Below are 19,136 nucleotides of genomic sequence, written 5' to 3'. Positions count from 1 at the left end.
GAAATTATGGGGTGGCGTTCTGGGCGACGCTTTACTCGATTGCGTTCCGGGGCGGCGAAAAGGATTCGTCGTGGAAGTGGCGCGGATGTGTGTGGGTGGTCAGCCGGTCGACGTACGCCATGATGAGCGCCGAGACCAGGAACGCGACGTGAATGATCACCTGCCACAGCACGGTATGGAACGTGTGCTGGTCCGGATTGATGAAGGTTTTCAGCAGATGGATCGACGAAATGCTGATGAGCGCCATCGAGAGCTTGACCTTCAGCACGCCGGCGTTGACGTGGTCGAGCCACTCGGGCTCGTCGGGATGGCCCTCCACGCCCAGACGCGATACGAACGTCTCGTACCCGCCGACGATCACCATGATGAGCAGGTTCGAGATCATCACCACGTCGATCAGGCCGAGCACGACGAGCATGATGTTGGTTTCGTCGAGGGTCATCGCGTGCGTGACGAGATGCCACACTTCCTTCAGGAACAGCACGACGTAGACGCCCTGCGCGACGATCAGGCCCAGGTACAGCGGCACCTGCAGCCAGCGGCTCATGAAGATGATTCTCGGCAGCACTTTCATCGAGCCGGAACGGGAGGGCGGGGTAAAAGCATGCTTGGGAGCGGACATGGGCGGCTTTTCAGTCGGTGAGTCGGACCGGAAATGATGACGGGCGAATATGACGAACCAAATGTGCGATGCGCCGGCGCACGCGCAGGAAAGCGCATTCGCGGTATCGGGAAGCCCGCAATTGTACCGCGTCGCCGCGCGTGCCTGCCGAAAGCTTTCGGAAAGCGCCGATGGCATGCCGCCCGATCTACACGCCGGATTCGCGCGACACTGCGCCCGCCGCGCGCGGCCTGACGGGCGGCCTGACGCGTGGCCTGAGACTCGCGAGCCCCATGCCGGCAACGACGCACGCGAGCGCTACGCCATGCGCGAGCGTCGGCCGCTCGTCGAGGAAGGCGATGCCGTAAAAGGCCGCCGCGACCGGCAGCACGGCGCAGAAGACGCCCGCGAGACTGCCATCGACATGGCGGATGCCTTTCATCCATAGCCAGAACGAGAAGATGCTGGCCGACAGTCCGTACCAGACGACGAGCGCCCACGTATCCCATGCGACGCCGGTCCAGTCGAAACCGGAGAGCGACGTCATGCCGAACGGCAGCATCAACAGCAGGCCGATGCCGTGCGTGTACGCGCAGATATCGATGGCGGGCAGCGTCTGCGTGAGGCGGCGCGAGAGGATCACGTAGAGCGATTCGCAGCACACCGCGCCGAGCACCATCAGATTGCCGGCGAGGGAGCTTGCGCCGGTATCGCCGGCCTGCGCGACGTTGATGACGAGTACGCCCGCGATCGCGAGCCCGATCGACGCCAGTGCGCGCCCGCCTGGCTTCTCCCTGAGGAAGATCCACGCGAAAAGCGCGACCGTCGCCGGCAGCGTGCTGGTGATGACGCCCGCCGCGACCGCGCTCGTGCGCGCGACGCCGTTGAGCATCAGCAAGGTGAAGCCGAAGGTGCCGAAGAACGCCTGCAGGAACAGATTGACCCATTCGCCGCGCGCGACGCGCTTCATCTTCGACCAGCGCAGAAGCGGCCAGAGCACCGCGAGCGCGATCACGAAGCGCAGAAGCGCGAAGAGCGGAACGGGCACGGACGCGACGATCGATTTGCCGATGCCGACGTTACTGCCGACGAGCAGCATGGCCGCGATGAGTAAGAGAGCGTAGCGATTCAATCTGGATAACGCGCGGCGAGTTCAGTTACGATTGTGGGGACGCATTGTAGAAGCCGCGACGACTCCGTGTATACCCCGTGCCGCCCGGGCGGTTCACGTAAGAAGCGGGTAAGTTGGCGGGCTTATCTTCAAATCACTGCGGGATGGGCACGGCAGCGAATGTGCTGTGACATCTTCCGCGCCACCCCGGCGCGGTCATTATGGAGACAAGGTCCGTGCGCGGAACGCCATGCGTTCAGTGCTTTCGACCTCATAACATGCGGCGCACGCGGCCCATTCAGCGACGCGCGCACCGCCGGATTCTGGAAACACCATCAAAGGGGTTGTCGATGTCTGCGATCGAATCGGTTCTTCATGAAAAACGCGTGTTCCCGCCGTCAGCCAAGGCATCGGCGGGCGCGGCAATCTCCGGCATGGACGCCTACAAGGCGCTTGTCGAGCACGCCGAGCGCGACTACGAAGGCTTCTGGGCGGGAGTCGCGCGCGACACGCTCGCCTGGCACAAGCCGTTCACCAAGGTGCTGGACGAGTCGAAGGCGCCGTTCTACACGTGGTTCGAAGACGGCGAGCTCAACGCCTCGTACAACTGTCTCGACCGTCATGTCGAAGCGGGCCGCGGCGCCGACAACGCGATCATCTTCGAAGCCGACGACGGCACCGTCACCAACGTCACGTATCAGGACTTGCTGGAGCGCGTCTGCCGCCTCGCCAATGCGCTCAAGAAGCGCGGCGTGAAGAAGGGCGACCGCGTCGTGATCTATCTGCCGATGTCGGTGGAAGGCGTCGTCGCGATGCAGGCGTGCGTGCGCATCGGCGCAACGCATTCCGTCGTGTTCGGCGGCTTCTCGTCGAAATCGCTGAACGAGCGTCTGGTCGATGTCGGCGCGGTCGCGCTCATCACCGCCGACGAGCAAATGCGCGGCGGCAAGGCGCTGCCGCTCAAGAGCATCGCCGACGAAGCGCTCGCCGCGGGCGGCTGCGAGAAGGTGAAGGACGTGATCGTCTACCAGCGCACGGGCGGCAAGGTGCAATGGACCGAAGGCCGCGACGCGTGGCTGCACGAGATCGTCGAGAACGAATCGGCGCAGTGCGAGCCGGAATGGGTGAGCGCGGAGCATCCGCTTTTCATCCTCTACACGTCCGGCTCGACGGGCAAGCCCAAGGGCGTGCAGCACAGCACGGCGGGCACGCTGCTGTGGGCCGCGCAGACCATGAAGTGGACCTTCGACATGAAGCCGGGCGACATCTTCTGGTGTACGGCGGATATCGGCTGGATCACGGGGCATAGCTACATCGCGTACGGGCCGCTTGCGATCGGTGCGACGCAGGTGATGTTCGAAGGCGTGCCGACGTATCCGAACGCGGGCCGCTTCTGGGAGATGATCCAGCGTCACAAGGTCACGATCTTCTATACCGCGCCCACCGCGATCCGCTCGCTCATCAAGGCATCGGAAGCCGATGCGAAAGTGCATCCGAAGAGCTACGACCTGTCGACGCTGCGCATCCTCGGCACGGTCGGCGAGCCGATCAATCCGGAAGCGTGGATGTGGTATCACGAGAACGTCGGCCGCGCGCAGTGCCCGATCGTCGATACGTGGTGGCAGACGGAAACCGGCGGCCACATGATCACGCCGCTGCCGGGCGCGACGCCGCTCGTGCCGGGTTCGTGCACGCTGCCGCTGCCGGGCATCATGGCCGCGGTCGTCGATGAAACCGGTCAGGACGTGCCGAACGGGCAGGGCGGCATTCTGGTCGTCAAGCGTCCGTGGCCTTCCATGCTGCGCAACGTGTGGGGCGATCCCAAGCGCTATCAGACGAGCTATTTCCCCGAAGAGCTCGGCGGCAGGCTGTATCTCGCCGGCGACGGCGCGGTGCGCGATAAGGAAACCGGCTACTTCACGATCATGGGCCGCATCGACGACGTGCTGAACGTCTCCGGCCACCGCCTCGGCACGATGGAAATCGAGTCGGCGCTGGTCGCGAATCCGATGGTGGCGGAAGCGGCGGTCGTCGGCCGTCCGGACGACACGACGGGTGAAGCCGTGGTCGCGTTCGTCGTGCTCAAGCGTTCGCGTCCGGAAGGCGACGAAGCCAAGCAGATCGCGACCGAACTGCGCAACTGGGTCGGCAAGGAAATCGGCCCGATCGCCAAGCCGAAGGACATCCGCTTCGGCGAGAATCTGCCGAAGACGCGTTCGGGCAAGATCATGCGGCGACTTTTGCGCTCGCTCGCGAAGGGCGAGGAGATCACGCAGGACGTCTCCACGCTCGAGAATCCCGCGATTCTCGATCAGCTCGGCGAAGCGCGCTGAAGTCGCGCTCGATCGCTGCCTCGTTCGCGGCGGCGGTCGATCCGTATTGCCGGCGACATGTGCTTTTGATAAAAAGCCGCATGTCCGATTCCTCCAACACGACGCCTGCCTCGCCGCCGCCCGTTTCCGCGGCGATGGCGCGCGCGCATCGCCGCTACTGGCGATTCAACCTCGCGTTGATCGCCGTGCTGATGACGATCGGCTTCATTGTCTCGTTCGGCCTGCCGCTTTTCGCGCAACGTTTCGAGCATGTGCGTGTGGCAGGCTTTCCGCTGCCGTTCTACTTCGGCGCGCAGGGCGCGATTCTCGTGTATGTCGCGCTGATCCTCCTCTATATCGTGCTCATGCAGTTCGCCGATGCGCGTCTCGCGCGCGCCGCCAGATCGGACGAGGGCGGCGCGGCATGAAACTTACCAACCGGCTGATCCTTTCCTACGCGCTCTATACCGTCGGCTTCCTGCTTTTCATCTTCCTGATGGAGCGCATCGAGCGCACGACGGGGCCGGGCATGTGGATCGGCTATGTATTCCTGTTCGTGCCGATCGCGGTGTACGCGGTAATCGGGCTGTTGTCGCGCACGTCCGATCTCGTCGAATACTACGTGGCCGGCAGGCGCGTGCCCTCGGCGTTCAACGGCATGGCGACCGCGGCGGACTGGCTGTCGGCCGCGTCTTTCATCGGTCTGGCCGGCTCGATCTACGCGAGCGGCTACGACGGCCTCGCCTACGTGATGGGCTGGACGGGCGGCTACTGTCTGGTGGCGTTTCTGCTCGCGCCCTACGTGCGCAAGCTCGCGCGCTACACGATTCCCGATTTTCTCGGCACCCGCTTCTCCAGCAACCTCGTGCGCGCGCTCGCGGCCATCGCGGCGATTCTCTGCTCGTTCGTCTATCTCGTTGCGCAGATACAGGGCATCGGGCTGATCGCGTCGAGGTTTATCGGCATCGAGTTTTCGATCGGCATCTTCTGCGGGCTCGCGGGCATTCTCGTGTGCTCGTTTCTCGGCGGCATGCGCGCGGTCACGTGGACGCAGGTCGCGCAGTACATCATCCTGATCAGCGCGATGCTGATTCCCGTCTCGATGATCGCGCATCGCGAAGGGCTCGGCTGGTTTCCGCAATTCAACTATGGGCGCGTGATGGAGCGCGTCGAAGCGCTCGAACGCGCGGTCGCCGTATCGCCCGACGAAGCGCGCGTGCGTGCCGATTACGAGCGCCAGGCCGCGCAGATGCAGCAGCGTATCGACGCGCTGCCGCAGTCGTTTCATGCCGAGCATGCGCGACTCGTCGCCGAGATTGCCGAGCTGCGGCGGCACAACGGTCCGCTGCGCGAGATCAACGAGCGCGAGCGGGATCTGGCCGCCTTCCCGCGCGATCCCGCCGACGCGCAAGTGAAGTGGTCCCGCGAACGCGACGCGTTGATCGAACGCGTCGCGCCGCCCGTGCCGATGACCGAGGCCTTCGCGCCAGGCTCGGCGGGCGACGAAAGCCCGCGCGTGCATCAGATCAATTTCCTGTCGCTGCTGCTGTGTCTTTCGATCGGCACGGCTAGCCTGCCGCACATTCTCACGCGCTACAACACGACGACCTCGGTGTCGTCGGCGCGGCGCTCGGTCGGCTGGACGCTGTTCTTCGTCGCGCTCTTCTATCTGACGGTGCCGGTGCTCGCGGTGCTGATCAAGCACGAGATTTTGACGGGGCTGGTCGGGCATCGCTTCGCCGATCTGCCGCAATGGGTGACGCAGTGGCGGCGCGTCGAACCGTATCTGATCCGTATCAGCGATGTGAACGGCGATGGCATCGTGCGCTGGGCCGGCATCCAGATGCAGCCGGACATGGTCGTGCTCGCCGCGCCCGAGATCGCCGGGTTGCCGTATGTCATCTCCGGTCTGATCGCCGCGGGCGCGCTGGCGGCGGCGCTCTCGACGGCGGACGGGCTGCTGCTCACCATCGCCAATGCGCTGTCGCACGATGTCTATTACTGCATGGTCGATCGCCGCGCGACGAGCCAGCGGCGCGTGACCATCTCCAAGATTTTGCTGCTCGGCGTGGCGTTGCTGGCGTCGTACGTTGCGTCGCTCAATGCGGGCAATATCCTGTTTCTCGTGGGCGCGGCGTTTTCGCTGGCGGCGTCGAGTCTCTTTCCCGCGCTGGTGCTCGGGGTGTTCTGGAAGCGCACGACGCAGCGCGGCGTGGTTGCGGGGATGATCGCGGGGCTCGTCGTGTGCGTGTATTACATCGTGTCGACGTATCCGTTCTTCGTGCAGTTGACGGGTTTCGCGGGGCCGCGCTGGTTCGGCATCGAGCCGATCAGCTCGGGCGTCTTCGGCGTGCCAGCGGGCTTTGCGGTGGCGATTGCGGTGAGCCTTTTCGACCGCAAGCCGGATGCGTACACGCGCGCGCTCGTCGATTACATCCGTCATCCGTAGGGGCTGGCGCAGACGCGGGAACTTGGTATAATCGCGGTCTTCCGGAGAGATGGATGAGTGGTTTAAGTCGCACGCCTGGAAAGCGTGTATAGGGTAAAACCTATCGGGGGTTCGAATCCCCCTCTCTCCGCCAGTATGCTGAAGAAGGCCCCGTAAGTTCGACGACTTACGGGGCTTTTGGTTTTTCTGGGCTATCAGATGGCAAATGTGGCGGTGAAACGATGTGGCGCTTTGTTTTGGTGTTCTAACGCCGCCTGTAAGGTCTCGTTCTCCATCCGCCCTTATAAGACAACTCTGATTTTGATCGCATGGTCAGGGGCGGTGAACGAAAGGCCTCACATTTCCGACCGGCGACGAAATATAGCCACGCACCAGACTCTGAATCGTGCGGGCCATTTCAGGCGTATGTTCGACTGCCGAGGCTGTGCTTCGCCCTCGCTTCCGCTCAAACCATTAAAGATTCGGACTCCTGCGGAATTGGCGGAAAACGCAGATTAGTGGCGCACGAGTGCACATGGCAAAATGAACCAGAGAGCACAAACAAGAAAAAGAAATGTCGTAAGAGAAATGAGCGCCACGGCATGACTGCGCCTCTAATAATGCTCGATGAACTCTCGCACATGGCAGGGCGCAATGGCGCGTGTCACCCACCTCTTACGACATTGACAAGCATAGTCGATGCAACCCGGAATGGAATCGGATTAATCGCGTAATACGTCGCTCGAACCTCAAATCAACGGTGCGCGGTCTTGTGTCGCGCATGCCCGGCGTGAGCGAACGCGGCGATCGGATCGTCGTCGGCCGTCACGGCGACGGTATGCCTCGGCGGTTTCGGCGCGGGCTTGACGGGTTTTTGCGGTGCAGCGGACTTCGGCTGCGCGTGTGCGATTTCCGCATTCGTCATCCAGTGCTCGCTGTACGCCCCGCGGGCGGGCATGACGCTGATCAGAAGCACGAGGACGATGGGCGTCGACAGAACGCGTGGTGTTCGCATGATTGTTATCGTTGGAGCGGAACAGGAAGGGTATTGCGAAACGATGCCGAGCCACGAACGAAAAGCCCCGCGCGTGGCGCGGGGCATCGCAACACAGGCTCGCGGCACGCGCGACGCCTGAAAACTCAATGGTGAATCATCAACTGCGCGGCCTGATTTTCAGCGTCGTAGTGGAGGCCGGAGTTTGCGGCCTGCTCCTCATGCACCAGGACCTCGCGCGCGGTTGGCGCAGTGCTCGCTGATCTGCACCAATTGCGAGACAGTCGCGTGGCCGTGCGGATCGACGGAAATTTGAAGGTTGGTCATGGAATAAGCCTTTTTCATTATGCTGAGAAGGCCCGCATTTAAGCCGCTCCGGCGGTAAAAAACGACCGGACGAATCCTATTACCTCCCCGCGCGACGATCCTTTACTTTCGCGCCTGATCGACGCGAGCAGCTCGGGCGAGAAGTCGCATCGCCCCGTGCCAGAACGCGCGCCAACGCCCCGGCATTTCAATGCGCGACGCATCCATGTCGCGCTCCCAATTTTCCCGCTCGCTGCGCGGCCGGTCGACGAGTGTCCCGAAGTACATGGCGAAGCTCCCTTGACGGCGATCGATGACGAAAGGCGTCGCCATGCGCGAGCGCCACGCGTTCAGAATGCCGATGCGCAGCCGCCCGCGAAACCCGTCCGACGCCGGGAACCCGGCTGCCAGTCGGAGACAGACGAAAGGAGGGACCGTCGTCCGCGTGCGCGTCAGACGAGCTCGGGCAGTGCACGCAGACGCTTGAGCGCGGCGCGCGATTCGTCGCGGGCGGCTTTGTTCAGCCAGCGAACCGCTTCGTCGAGGGCGTCCTTGTCGTTCAGCGACGGCGCGACACGCCGCACGACGGCTTCGCTTGCCAGCACGTCGTGCAGGCGCACGAGCGCCGCCTGCGCCGCGAGCAGATGCGCCATCGTGTGCCGATGCCCGCGCTCCAGAACCGGCGCGAACACTTCGAGCAGGCATTGCAGTTTCGCCGCGGCTTCCTCGATGCTGCGCAAGGTCTTGGCATCCACACGCTTCATCCGCGCGGCGCGATGCTCGCGCTTGCTCAGGAGATCGTCGGCGAGCGACACGCGTTGACGCGCGAACGCTTCCAGCGAGCGGTCTTCGCCGCGCGCTTCGAGACGCCGCCGCGCATCGGCGAGGGCGCGGCGCAGAAGGACATCGACGTGCGCGCGGCGCAAGATCACGCAACTCATCGCCGATGCCTCGCGCCGTTGCTGCCGCAGCGTCTGCACGACCGGTTCGAGACGCGTGCAGCGCGTCTGGGCGCGAGCGAGCAGGTCGCAAGCGGCATCGAAATCGTGCGGCTCACCGGCGATGTCCGCGAGACGTTTGAAGCGCTTGCGTATCGCGCGCGCCTCTTTCTCGTCGAGCAGCGGCTCGAACGCCCACCACAGCGCCCGCAGACGACGCAGCGTCGAGCGCAACCGTTCGAGCAGCGCGGCGTCGGCAGGCCCGGCCATGAGCTCGGTCTGCTGGAAGGCGTCGCTCGCGAGAGGCGCCGTCAGCATGACGAAAGCATCGGCGACGGGCTGGTCGCGAAGAGAGAAGGGATCGGGAACACGCGGGCGTGCGGCGGCGGGATGGGAACCGGGCGAACCGCTGAGGCTCTTTCGTTCGAGCGCTGGGTCGAAATTCAGTGTCATCGTCTCGGTATGCACTTGTGTCGCACGACGCTTCGTTATGGTTGCGTCTCGGTCGTGCGCCGGCGGTCTTCGCCGGTCGTCCAATGGATGCTGGCCGGAAACATAGACATGCAGAATGTCATGCGTGTGACAGCGCTTCAAAAGTCCAATGAAAACGTTCTCGCGCATGCGGGACGCGTGCGCGATTCGCGCAATGAAAGCATTACGCGAACTATTGACACAAAATATTCACGTTGGTGTGCTTCGACGGAACGTATGCTGTGCACCGCTATGGCAAACGCGCGAGGCAATCATGCCGGACATCGCATTTCCTCAGCATGGCGGCGTCAGTGAACGCGCTCGCCGCACAGGCCTCTTCGTATTCCTGCTCATTCTCGCTGGCGGCATCGGTTATGTCGGGTTCCATCTCGCGTCCGATCTCGAGTCGGTCCGGCTGAGTTCTGCGCTGCCTTACGTCCTGCTTGGCGTCGCGCTCCTGATCGCGCTCGGGTTCGAGTTCGTCAACGGCTTTCACGACACGGCCAATGCCGTCGCCACCGTCATCTATACGCATTCGCTGACGCCGAATCTCGCGGTGGTCTGGTCGGGCGCGTGGAACTTCATCGGCGTGCTCGTTTCGAGCGGCGCGGTCGCGTTCGGCATCCTGCAATTGCTGCCCGTCGAACTGATTCTGCAGGTCGGCAGCAGCGCGGGCTTTGCGATGGTCTTCGCACTGCTCATCGCCGCGATCATCTGGAATCTCGCGACGTGGTACTTCGGCTTGCCGTCGTCGAGCTCGCATACGCTGATCGGTTCGATCATCGGCGTCGGGCTGATGAATCAGCTGCTGCGCGGGCCGAACGGCACGAGCGGCGTCGACTGGTCGCAGGCGGCGGGCGTCGGCAAGTCGCTGCTGTTGTCGCCGGTCGTCGGCTTCCTCTGCGCGGGGCTTTTGCTGCTTTTGCTGAAAGCGCTCGTGCGCGTGCCGGCGCTCTACAAGGAGCCTAAAAAGAATCATCCACCGCCATTCTGGATTCGCGCGCTGCTGATCCTGACATGCACGGGCGTATCGTTCGCGCACGGCTCGAACGACGGTCAGAAGGGCATGGGCCTCATCATGCTGATCCTGATCGGCACGGTGCCGACGGCCTACGCACTCAACAAGGCTGTGAGTCCCGCCGAGACGCAGAACTTCGTGGCCGTCGCGCACGATGCCGCCGCGACTTTTGCGAAACATACGAACGGCGCGCCGCTTTCCTCCGATCCGCGCGAGGACGTGCAATCCTACGTGCGCACCCGTCAGATTTCATCGGCGACCCTGCCGGCCATGAAGCAGTTGACCGATGTCATCGCCGCCCAGGTTGGTGCGTCGGGATCGCTCGCGGCGGTGCCGCAGAATCTCGTCGATAACGTGCGCAACAACATGTACCTCGTCTCCGAGGCAATCCGCCTGATCGAGAAGGCGAACACGCCCGCGTTCACGCCCGCCGACCGCGCGGTGATCGACAACTACAAGAAGCAGCTCGATCACGCGACGAAATTCATTCCGACGTGGGTGAAGGTCGCGGTGGCGATCGCGCTCGGGCTCGGCACGATGGTCGGCTGGAAGCGCATCGTGGTGACTGTCGGCGAGAAGATCGGCAAGCAGCATCTCACGTACGGGCAGGGCGCTTCGGCGGAACTGGTCGCGATGCTGACCATCGGCGCCGCCGATGCCTATGGCCTGCCGGTCTCGACGACGCACGTGCTGTCTTCGGGCGTCGCCGGAACGATGGCGGCCAACGGCTCGGGGCTGCAATGGAACACGGTGCGCAGCCTCGTGCTCGCGTGGGTGCTGACGCTGCCCGCATCGATTGCGCTGGCCGCCGGCCTCTACTGGCTCTTCAAAAACCTCTTCTGAAACGATGACGCTCAGGCATTCGCCGGACGGCCGGTCTTGACTGTTTCGAGCGCCTTGATCGCTTCGACGAGGCGCTTTTCCGTGGCCGCGTCGAGCATCGCGAGCGCCGCGCGCAGCAGTTCGCTCTTCTTCACGCGCACGCCGTTTTTCTGGCACTTCTCCTTGAGCGAGGCGATCTTCGCGTAGTCCGACTTGGGCATCGTGAAGCTGTCGCGCACGACCTTTTCCTTCTTCGCGCGCTTGGTTTTCGGCTCGGGCTTCGGCTGGCTCGCGGCGGCCGCCTCCGTCTTGATGGGCTTGGCCGCGGGCGCTTTCGTGGCTTGCTTTTTCGCGGTCTTCGGCGTGGCGGCGGGCGAGGGCGCCTTGGTCGCGGCCTTGGGTGTTGCGGCGGGTTTTGCCTGCGTCTTCTTGCCGGTCTTGCTGTCCGCTTTTGCGCTTGCGGCGGCCTTGTCGGCGGCGCTCTTCGGGAAATGGAAAGCCTTCTTGGTCGGCGCCTTGACTTGCGGTGTGCTCATTCGCTTTCTCCTCGTCGTGTGTGGAGAAAACAGTATATACGGTTTGTCGACGCGCAAACCTCGAATGCACGGCTCGAAACGCTTTTCAGTTCAACGGGATAGCCGCACGGTCATCGAGTTGTCTACACGCTTGTCCACCGAAACTGTGGACAACCCTCTATTGCATCGCAACACCTCCCTACCTTGAGGTAGAACAGCTAAATTGTTGAAAAAACGGCGAATCAGACACCTTGCTTACCAAGGTGCTTTACCCGTTGGCGGCGACCAAGCAGTACATCGTTTCCGGGGAGTACCTGCGCAAGTTCAACAAGCGCGCGCTACGGCCCTACGAAATTCCGTTGCTGGACACCAAGATTCAGGCCACGCACATTCCCGAGGATCGCGCGGTGTGGGGCAAGGCGCGCATGACGCCGCTGCCCGCCGACAGCGAGCACGGCATTTCGGTTCTGCTCGGCACGATGGTGCGGGTGGGCGAGCTGTGCAACTCATTGCGGTCCTACGTCAACTTCGAGCGGCGCGAATGGTGTCTGCCGCCCGAGATCGTCAAGACCGACAACGAGCACGTCATCCACCTGTCGGACTTCGTCATCGGCAATCTGGAGAAGCTGTTCGCGCTTAGCGACTCGCCGTGGGTGATGCCGCATCCATACGATCCGTTGCAGCTGATGCCGCCCGAGCTATTTCCCAAACGCATTGGCGACTGGCAGAAGCCGCGCCGCGCGCGCAAGATCAGGACGCGCCAGTCGCCAAGCTGGACCAGCCTCGAACTGCCGGGTGGGCGCTGGGTGCTGCACGACCTGCGGCGGTCGAAGCAGCGGACCCTGCCTGCCTGAAAATCTGAGTCTCAGATTTTTTTTGTTGGTGGGAATGCGGCACATCGACATCATGCACGCTGATCCACGGCCCGCGCGTGATGCTCACATTCGAACTGTCCTGTATCACGGTGCAGGCCGGACCCGGCCGCACACAGGACAGCAGCAGCCACAAAGCCCCTATCCTCATTTCAGCCTCCGTGGATTAAAGGCAGTGCCCTAAAGCCACGTTCGATGGCGATATGCAACACAATTTGACGATTGGATGCAATCGGTTTTGCAGGGTTGCCGGCTACCCTTCTAAGCCTCGGCGCATGTCAAGCGGAGCGCTGGCTTAGGAGCCCGGTGTGATTGTGATGTTAGACAAGACGCTCCGCGCCGTCATGGGCGGAGCACCCGGCAGCCACACGCTCATCAGAGCGCTGTGGTTCTGTTGTTCGTCTATGGGCGGGCCGCAGCGGAGCCGATGTGTATGTCTTGTCGCCTATCGTGTTCCTACTCCGTTGCTGTGCCCGCTCTCCATTCATTCAGAGTGGATGATCCGGGCTTCATCATGGACTGGACAATGACAATCGAATCCCCACCCCCACCCCTGCTTGACACGATCGTGAATCCATCACACGTTGATGAGGAGCGGATAAGGCAGAACGCAACTTACCACCTCTACGTCAACGGCTTTGCCTGGAAAAGCTCCAGCCCCGTTTTATGGACGAGGTAAAATCGCAGCCACGAAGAAGATTCCGCGCAAACTGCCCGAGAAAGTCGAGGAGCTTCTTGAACTTGTAAAGATGGCTGTCAGCGCATTGCTGGAACACCATGCAGCACTCGAAGAAGTCGATCCGGGAATCGAGCATCGGCAGTTATGCGTTGACGTGGTCTCGCAGGGCATAGTTATAGTTCATCCGTGGGTCGCGTCCGTAGATCGATACAACACCGGCTTGATGTCTCAGAACTTCAAATTGAAAGCGTATCGAAAAGCGCTGGGAACGCTCCTGCTCGACAGCTATGCTGTCGATAATAAACTTCGGAAGCTCGGAAAATCGCAAACTGACGAGGTTGTACTTGGAAGCTCTCTAGCGTCTCAACTGGTTTTTCACTGACGCAGCTCTGCAAGTAACTTGTCGATCCACACTTCAATTGAGAAAGTTCGCATTCCTATTCAAGTGACTCCATTTCACACTGAAGTGCAGGGGTCATCCTTCCCCGGATGCTCTGCATCTCTCTCGTTAGCGATTCGTTTGCCCCGCCTCGTGCGGGGCTTTTTTCAACCTGGACTATATGATGAGTAAAAGTACGCGCGGCAAGCGTAGCGCTTGGTCGGATAACGAGCAATTCGAGATCATCCGGGAAGCCGCCGAGTCGGGTGAGTCATATATCAAACTCGCCCAGCGCCTTGGAATAACGCCAACAACGTTTTACTACTGGCGGTTCAAGCACTTCGGACGGCCAGCAGAAGGCTATAAAAAGAGCCGCTTCACTGATGAACAGCGCCGGTCGCTCATACAGCGGGGGCTGGACCAAGGCAAGGCACTTCGAGTGATCGCGAAAGAGATAGGTGTCTCGAACTTCACCATCTATAAATGGCACGGCAGACTTTTCCAGTCTGAGTCTCGCGAACATTTTTCGGAATCCTCGACTTTGTTCAACGCCGCTACGGACTCAGACTAAGTGCTGGGGGCAATCAGTCCTCGTGCGCTCTCCAATCTCTCAACCTGAGGCATTTTCGCCCCGCCCCCGTGCGGGCTTTTTTTGGCGCAGTGCTGTTGATAAACAGTTGCCGTCTATCAATTCATTTGGTTATGCGAACCAGTTATAGTGTGTTGTCGCAACAACCGGGAACAGAAATAGATGGGACATTCCGAATATCGAACTCAACTCGCGAAGCTGAATCAATCGTTGTTTCGGCGCTATTACCTCGACATGCCCGGAGCGCCGAGTTCCATGCTGGCGGATATTTTCGCGTTCGATGGCACGCGCGGCATCGGCGAGCCGACCAAGTACACGATCACTTTCACGCATCCGTCGCACAGCTTGTCGCGTGAAGAGTACGTAGGCAAGATGGCGAACTTCGTGATCCAGCCACGCCCGCCCACGCAATACGGTTTCACCAAAGTCGAACCGCCCGCCGAGGTCAAAGGCATCGTGACATCGTTCGCCTGGATCGGATCGTCGCGCGATCAGAGCACCTATGAAATCGTCCTCGAATCAAGGCTTGCCCTGTTGCGCAATACGCCCAAAGTGCGCTTTTTTTACGATGTGACTATCCCCGAAGTGCTGATGCAGGTCTTGAAGGAGAATGGCTTTGACCACCTGCACGCGTCTTTCGAGTTTCTGAAATTTCACCACACCTATCGCAAGCGTCCCATCATCACGCAATGGGAACAGGACGATCTCGGTTTTATCGATTACCTGTGCCGCCGTGCAGGAATCTGGTACGTGTGCGAGTCCACCGAGCACGGCGAAAGCATCGTGTTCGGCGACGATCTTACGCATTACGCGCGCGACGACAGCTACCACATGCCGTACCGGCCCGAGAGCGGCCTGCACGACAGCGGCGTGGAGTCGGTCAATACGCTGACGATGCGCGCGACTAGCATTCCGAGAAGCTACTTCGTGCGCAGCTATAACCCGGAGAACGGGTACGAGCCGATCGACGCCTCGCTCGATCTTCGCGATGACGAGACGACCTACGGTGAAGCCTATACCTACGGCCTCCCATATCTGACGCGCGATGACGCTGCCGATGAAGTGCGCATACAGCAGCAGGCCGCGCTTGCCGGTCAGATTGTCTATGAAGGCGACACCAACAAACTTATATTCGGGCCGCGCTTCGTTGTGCAACTCACGAATCGCGTTCTGCCTGACGCGGAGCACGGGCTGGTGATTGTCCGCATTCACGTAAGCGCCTCGCGCAAGCAGGGCTACAAGGTTCAGTTCACGGCGATTCCAGCCGAGCTGGAGCGCCCCTACCGACTGCCGCTCAGCCTCGAGACGTGGCCGCGCATCAGCGGCACGATCACAGGAACGGTCGCCTCTCCAAACGACTATGCCCATCCGTTCATCACGAAGCAAGGCGGCTACGTCGTGCAAATCCACGCCGACCGCGACGCACGCGCGCCGGGCGCGAATTCATGCGTGATGTACGTCGCGAAACCCTATGCGGGCAAGCACTACACTGGCATGCACTTCGGACTGGTGGACGGCACGCTGGTGGCGATAGCCTTCTACCACGGCCATCCTGATCTGCCCTATATCGCCCATGCATTGCATTCGTCGATCCATCCCGACCCGATCAACAGCAGCGACCGGTGGCTCTCCCGCGACACGATTCACTTCCGTTCCAACAACACAATCGAGTCGGAGAACTGGCAAGGCGAGGAGCACATCAAGCTTTCGACCGAGCACGGCAAGTCGCAACTGAACCTCGGGCATACGGTCAGCAGGAACCCGGAACGGAAACACCGGGGCAGCGGCTTCGAGCTTCGGAGCGACATGCGAGGGGCCGTCCGCGCGGGCGGCGGGCTGCTGCTCACCGCCGAGACGCAAGCGAAGGCACAAGGCGACATCGCCGATATGGCCGGTGCCAAGCAAATCTACCAGCGCACGCAGGAACAGGCCGAAGCGCTGATGCAGGCGGTGTCCGCTGCCAAGGCAGAAGTGGCCGATCTGCAAGCCGAACGTCAATGGCTGAAGGATGAACTGGCCGATCTGAAGAAGTCGGTTATTGCACTATCCGCGCCCGCTGGTATCGCCGTGGCAACGCCGGATCGCGTGTCGGTCGCGGCGGGCAAGGACGTGAATGTGACGACGTTGTGGGGCTTCAACGTCAGCGCGATGAAGACCGTTGCAATGGCGGCAAAGGAGAAGCTGTCGCTGTTCGCATATCAGCTCGGCATCGGTATCCGGGCGGCGAAGGGACCGGTAGAGATTCAGGCGCAGTCCGATGTCATGTCGCTGGCGGCGCAAAAGGACATGACGGTATCGAGCGTCGATGGCGCGGTGCGCGTGCGAGCCAAGCAGGACATCATGATCGAGTGCGGCGGCGCGTTCATCGAAATCAAGGACGGCAATATCACCCTCGGCGGGCCGGGTAAGTTGCTGTTCAAGTTCGCCTCGATGAGCAAGCAACGCGCACAGATGGCGCATCTGTCCGCGCCCGCGTTCGCGACCACGACCGTGCCGTTCAAGACATCGTGTGAGGCATGGTTGAGCGGCAATACGACCGTGGCAAAAGTGTCGCCTCCGTCGGAGGCGGTGGACTGGAAGCAGTTTGACAATGCTGCACCTGCCCCAGCGCCAAAAGTCAAGGCACCGTCTAACAAGCCATCCGTCATTCAGGGGAAGGCTCCGACAGAGAACCCGGAAACGCCGCAGATACCGACGGACTCGCCGGAGCATCCGAATGCGGATCATGACTCGGCGCACGAACCCAAGCTTCCGACAACGCCCAATTCAGAAGAACCCGCATTGATGCAAGTCGCCCCCCCAGTTTGGTGCGACTGGGCTATGCCCGATAGAAAGCAGGAATGTCGCGATCAGACTGAAACGCCGCGTTATAAGGCGCTCACGAAGCTTAAGGCTCCTTGGGTCGGTAATGATGGGGACCAGATAATAAGCGGCGGAAATTTTCCAACCGCTTTTGAACTTTCATACGTTCATGAAGCGAAAACGCTAACGGCATCTGTAATCGTAAAGCTCGTTCCAGTTGACTTAGTAAAATCTGATGCGCTGGGAAATCCTCTACTGAATTCATTCGGAGCCAAGGAGTCAGTCCCCTACGATCATGATAAGCACTACCGAGGCGTTGCGGCAGGGGTCAATCGTCCGTTTGAGGGCCTTGTCATGGAATATCGGGAAGGCGTTGGGGACAGCGTTGACCTAAATGCTTTAAGGCGACAAGTGGAAAAAACGCTGAATGGGCATCGGAGCATGCTAGTTCTTGACGGTTGTTCAAAAGGTGCTTCGTGCGGATGTCGCATAAAGGTAGATTTTCGAGTGAACTTTATTACGAGCGTGCGTAATGTAGAGATTGGGAAATTTCATAAAGAAATTCGACTTTTCAGACGCGCTGCCCGCGCGGATGCCGGATCGTGGGGTGAGGAAATGTGGGCTCCGACTGCGAACGACCTCCAGCGGTACACGTCATTTACGACGAATAATGTCGTCGCTCACGAATGCGGGCATCTATTCAACTATCCCGATGAATACTGGGAATACGGAGGTTTCATTCATCAATCCTATGTCTCCGGCGAGCAGATCGATTTCGTAACCGGCGCAGCGCTCAATGGGAAGGATATATGGCAGATCAGTTCAATTAACAATTTGATGGGTGGGGGGTGTAATCTTCCTAGAGCCACAGCCGGACATTATCATCTTCAATACATCCGAAGACATTTTTCCGAGTTATCGAACAAGAAATGGAGAATAGGATATGAGGCGTAATTATTTGGCTCGGTTGATTAAAATTGCAGCGTTATTTATTTTAGCTTATGAGGTCACTAACATGCCGGCGTTGACTGCAACCACTCCTTCATGGAGTGATTCAGAGGGATTTAGCATCACTAGGCTGGGGGGGCATCAATTTGGAACGAACGGCATTGCGGTGCAGCTATCGGGAAAAATACGTGTCGGGGTGTCTGATGCGATCGACAAAGAATTCAATGGTGCGGGCGTAATAGACAATCAGCTTTCACCGGACGACGTTAAACTGGTGAAAAAATTATATGCTCAACTGTGCGAGCTAGAGGGTAAAAAATCTGTTTCTAGGACTGAGCGAATCGATCCGCCAACCCTATATTCAGTGATGTGTATTAAGGATGGTGCCAAAAGTAAGCATCGCGGACGTCTGGACGAATTACCCGATGATCTATCTGCTTCCCTAGATCAATTTTATTTGAAGTCTCACCGTACTTATATGTTCGACGGCCGCGCAATAGCCAAGTTGGACGTCAAAGTAGAAAGTGTTGTGCGCGAAAAAGGCAAGTTCCTTATTTCGATTCGTTTCACAAACGGCGGAGACTTCCCGATGACTACGATCTCTCCGAATCATTGGAGCGGTATCTGGGGCGACAGCTTGCTTTGGGTAAGAGGGAAAAGCCTAGACGGGAGCAATCAGTCGAATTTCGATCTCTCCGGGCTGCCCTTGGTCAACATGGAGGAATTTTCCGGCGAGACAGTCACGATACCGCAGAGAAACTCGGTCACGTATAAGTTTTTAGTCATGCCGAGCGACAAAGTTAAAGCCGGGACCTATAGTTTCAATGCGTTAGTCTTCATGGACGTAGGTGGTGAGGGGCCAGTAGCGAGTATGGGCAAGGTCGATTTTCACTCCGACTACAAGAACCCCACCAAAGTCACCATCGACCGCGACTACCCCTCGACGCCCGAGGAATGGAAAGACTACGAGGCACGCAAAGCGAAAGAAGTCGCACCCGTCACGCCCGGTGCGGCCATCATCGAGCCGGGCTTCTATCGGGCTGCGTCGTTCCAAGGGCGCGCGCCATTCGTCAAGGAACTGAAGGCCGGGCCTGACTCCCCTCGCTTTGAAGACTCCTACGTCAAATGGTATTGGGAAGCCGACACCGCGCGCGACGTGACCTGTCAACCGGGCGAAGCCGTGTCCGCGCGAAGGGCGCTGGGTGTTGCGTTCCAAGGACTTCTCCTTCGGAGGCAAGGGCGACCGCACCCATCCACAGCACGAGCGCCTTACACGCGCGGGCGAATCGCTGCCCGTTGTCGCAGTCTCAGACGTGGATAGCAAGAACCTTTATTGGGCGTGGGTCGCCCA

General features: G+C 60.5%; 15 protein-coding genes and 1 tRNA gene. 10 read left to right on the top strand and 6 right to left on the bottom strand.

Annotated features, from left to right (window positions below; all coding sequences use genetic code 11):
- Positions 1–31: 31 nt before the first annotated feature.
- Positions 32–622, bottom strand: coding sequence for a TIGR00645 family protein (locus tag LY284_RS07290; RefSeq protein ID WP_041730994.1), 591 nt, complete (start codon positions 620–622; stop codon positions 32–34).
- A gap of 187 nt (positions 623–809) precedes the next feature.
- Positions 810–1,733 carry a DMT family transporter gene (locus LY284_RS07285; protein ID WP_041730269.1) on the bottom strand — a complete coding sequence of 308 codons (924 nt, stop codon included), beginning with the start codon at positions 1,731–1,733 and terminating at the stop codon, positions 810–812.
- A gap of 329 nt (positions 1,734–2,062) precedes the next feature.
- Between LY284_RS07285 and acs the strand changes: the two genes are divergently transcribed.
- From acs to LY284_RS07265, 4 genes are all read left to right on the top strand, one after another.
- Complete coding sequence (acs, locus tag LY284_RS07280; protein ID WP_041730271.1) at positions 2,063–4,045, top strand: acetate--CoA ligase; 1,983 nt, start codon at positions 2,063–2,065, stop codon at positions 4,043–4,045.
- Positions 4,046–4,125: 80 nt separating this feature from the next.
- Positions 4,126–4,452, top strand: coding sequence for a DUF4212 domain-containing protein (locus LY284_RS07275; RefSeq protein WP_041730272.1), 327 nt, complete (start codon positions 4,126–4,128; stop codon positions 4,450–4,452).
- A complete protein-coding gene (locus LY284_RS07270; RefSeq protein WP_014191005.1) occupies positions 4,449–6,473 on the top strand; it encodes a sodium:solute symporter family protein in 2,025 nt (674 codons plus the stop codon). Before LY284_RS07275 ends, LY284_RS07270 begins: the two co-directional genes overlap by 4 nt.
- A 43-nt stretch (positions 6,474–6,516) precedes the next feature.
- Positions 6,517–6,606, top strand: a tRNA-Ser gene (locus LY284_RS07265).
- Positions 6,607–7,206: 600 nt separating this feature from the next.
- Here LY284_RS07265 and LY284_RS07260 read toward each other — a convergent pair.
- From LY284_RS07260 to LY284_RS07250, 3 genes are all read right to left on the bottom strand, one after another.
- Positions 7,207–7,467: a hypothetical protein gene (locus LY284_RS07260; RefSeq protein ID WP_041730274.1), complete on the bottom strand. Its 261-nt coding sequence runs from the start codon at positions 7,465–7,467 to the stop codon at positions 7,207–7,209.
- A gap of 408 nt (positions 7,468–7,875) precedes the next feature.
- Complete coding sequence (locus tag LY284_RS07255) at positions 7,876–8,085, bottom strand: hypothetical protein (RefSeq protein ID WP_041730275.1); 210 nt, start codon at positions 8,083–8,085, stop codon at positions 7,876–7,878.
- 119 nt (positions 8,086–8,204) lie between these two features.
- Positions 8,205–9,008 carry a CHAD domain-containing protein gene (locus LY284_RS07250; RefSeq protein ID WP_014191006.1) on the bottom strand — a complete coding sequence of 268 codons (804 nt, stop codon included), beginning with the start codon at positions 9,006–9,008 and terminating at the stop codon, positions 8,205–8,207.
- Positions 9,009–9,435: 427 nt separating this feature from the next.
- On the opposite strand from LY284_RS07250, the gene LY284_RS07245 reads away from it, so the two are divergent.
- Positions 9,436–11,022: an inorganic phosphate transporter gene (locus tag LY284_RS07245; protein ID WP_014191008.1), complete on the top strand. Its 1,587-nt coding sequence runs from the start codon at positions 9,436–9,438 to the stop codon at positions 11,020–11,022.
- Between the two features lie 11 nt (positions 11,023–11,033).
- Here the strand turns inward: LY284_RS07245 and LY284_RS07240 are convergent, their stop codons facing one another.
- A complete protein-coding gene (locus tag LY284_RS07240) occupies positions 11,034–11,537 on the bottom strand; it encodes a hypothetical protein (protein WP_045450436.1) in 504 nt (167 codons plus the stop codon).
- 254 nt (positions 11,538–11,791) lie between these two features.
- Between LY284_RS07240 and LY284_RS07235 the strand changes: the two genes are divergently transcribed.
- The 5 genes from LY284_RS07235 (at position 11,792) to LY284_RS07215 (ending at position 19,106) form a co-directional block, all read left to right on the top strand.
- A complete protein-coding gene (locus tag LY284_RS07235) occupies positions 11,792–12,370 on the top strand; it encodes a tyrosine-type recombinase/integrase (RefSeq protein WP_014191010.1) in 579 nt (192 codons plus the stop codon).
- 656 nt (positions 12,371–13,026) lie between these two features.
- On the top strand, positions 13,027–13,449 hold the full coding sequence (locus tag LY284_RS07230; protein ID WP_148276040.1) for a hypothetical protein: 423 nt from the start codon (positions 13,027–13,029) through the stop codon (positions 13,447–13,449).
- 178 nt (positions 13,450–13,627) lie between these two features.
- On the top strand, positions 13,628–14,017 hold the full coding sequence (locus tag LY284_RS07225) for a transposase (RefSeq protein ID WP_233385432.1): 390 nt from the start codon (positions 13,628–13,630) through the stop codon (positions 14,015–14,017).
- Between the two features lie 180 nt (positions 14,018–14,197).
- A complete protein-coding gene (locus LY284_RS07220; RefSeq protein WP_014191011.1) occupies positions 14,198–17,791 on the top strand; it encodes a type VI secretion system Vgr family protein in 3,594 nt (1,197 codons plus the stop codon).
- Positions 17,781–19,106 carry a hypothetical protein gene (locus LY284_RS07215; RefSeq protein ID WP_233385430.1) on the top strand — a complete coding sequence of 442 codons (1,326 nt, stop codon included), beginning with the start codon at positions 17,781–17,783 and terminating at the stop codon, positions 19,104–19,106. Before LY284_RS07220 ends, LY284_RS07215 begins: the two co-directional genes overlap by 11 nt.
- The last annotated feature ends 30 nt before the right edge of the window (positions 19,107–19,136 follow it).

Source organism: Caballeronia sp. PC1 (assembly GCF_021353155.1).
Lineage (GTDB): Bacteria > Pseudomonadota > Gammaproteobacteria > Burkholderiales > Burkholderiaceae > Caballeronia > Caballeronia cordobensis.
Note: the sequence above shows the minus strand (reverse complement) of the source record. Positions and strands in the feature narration are given on the sequence as shown.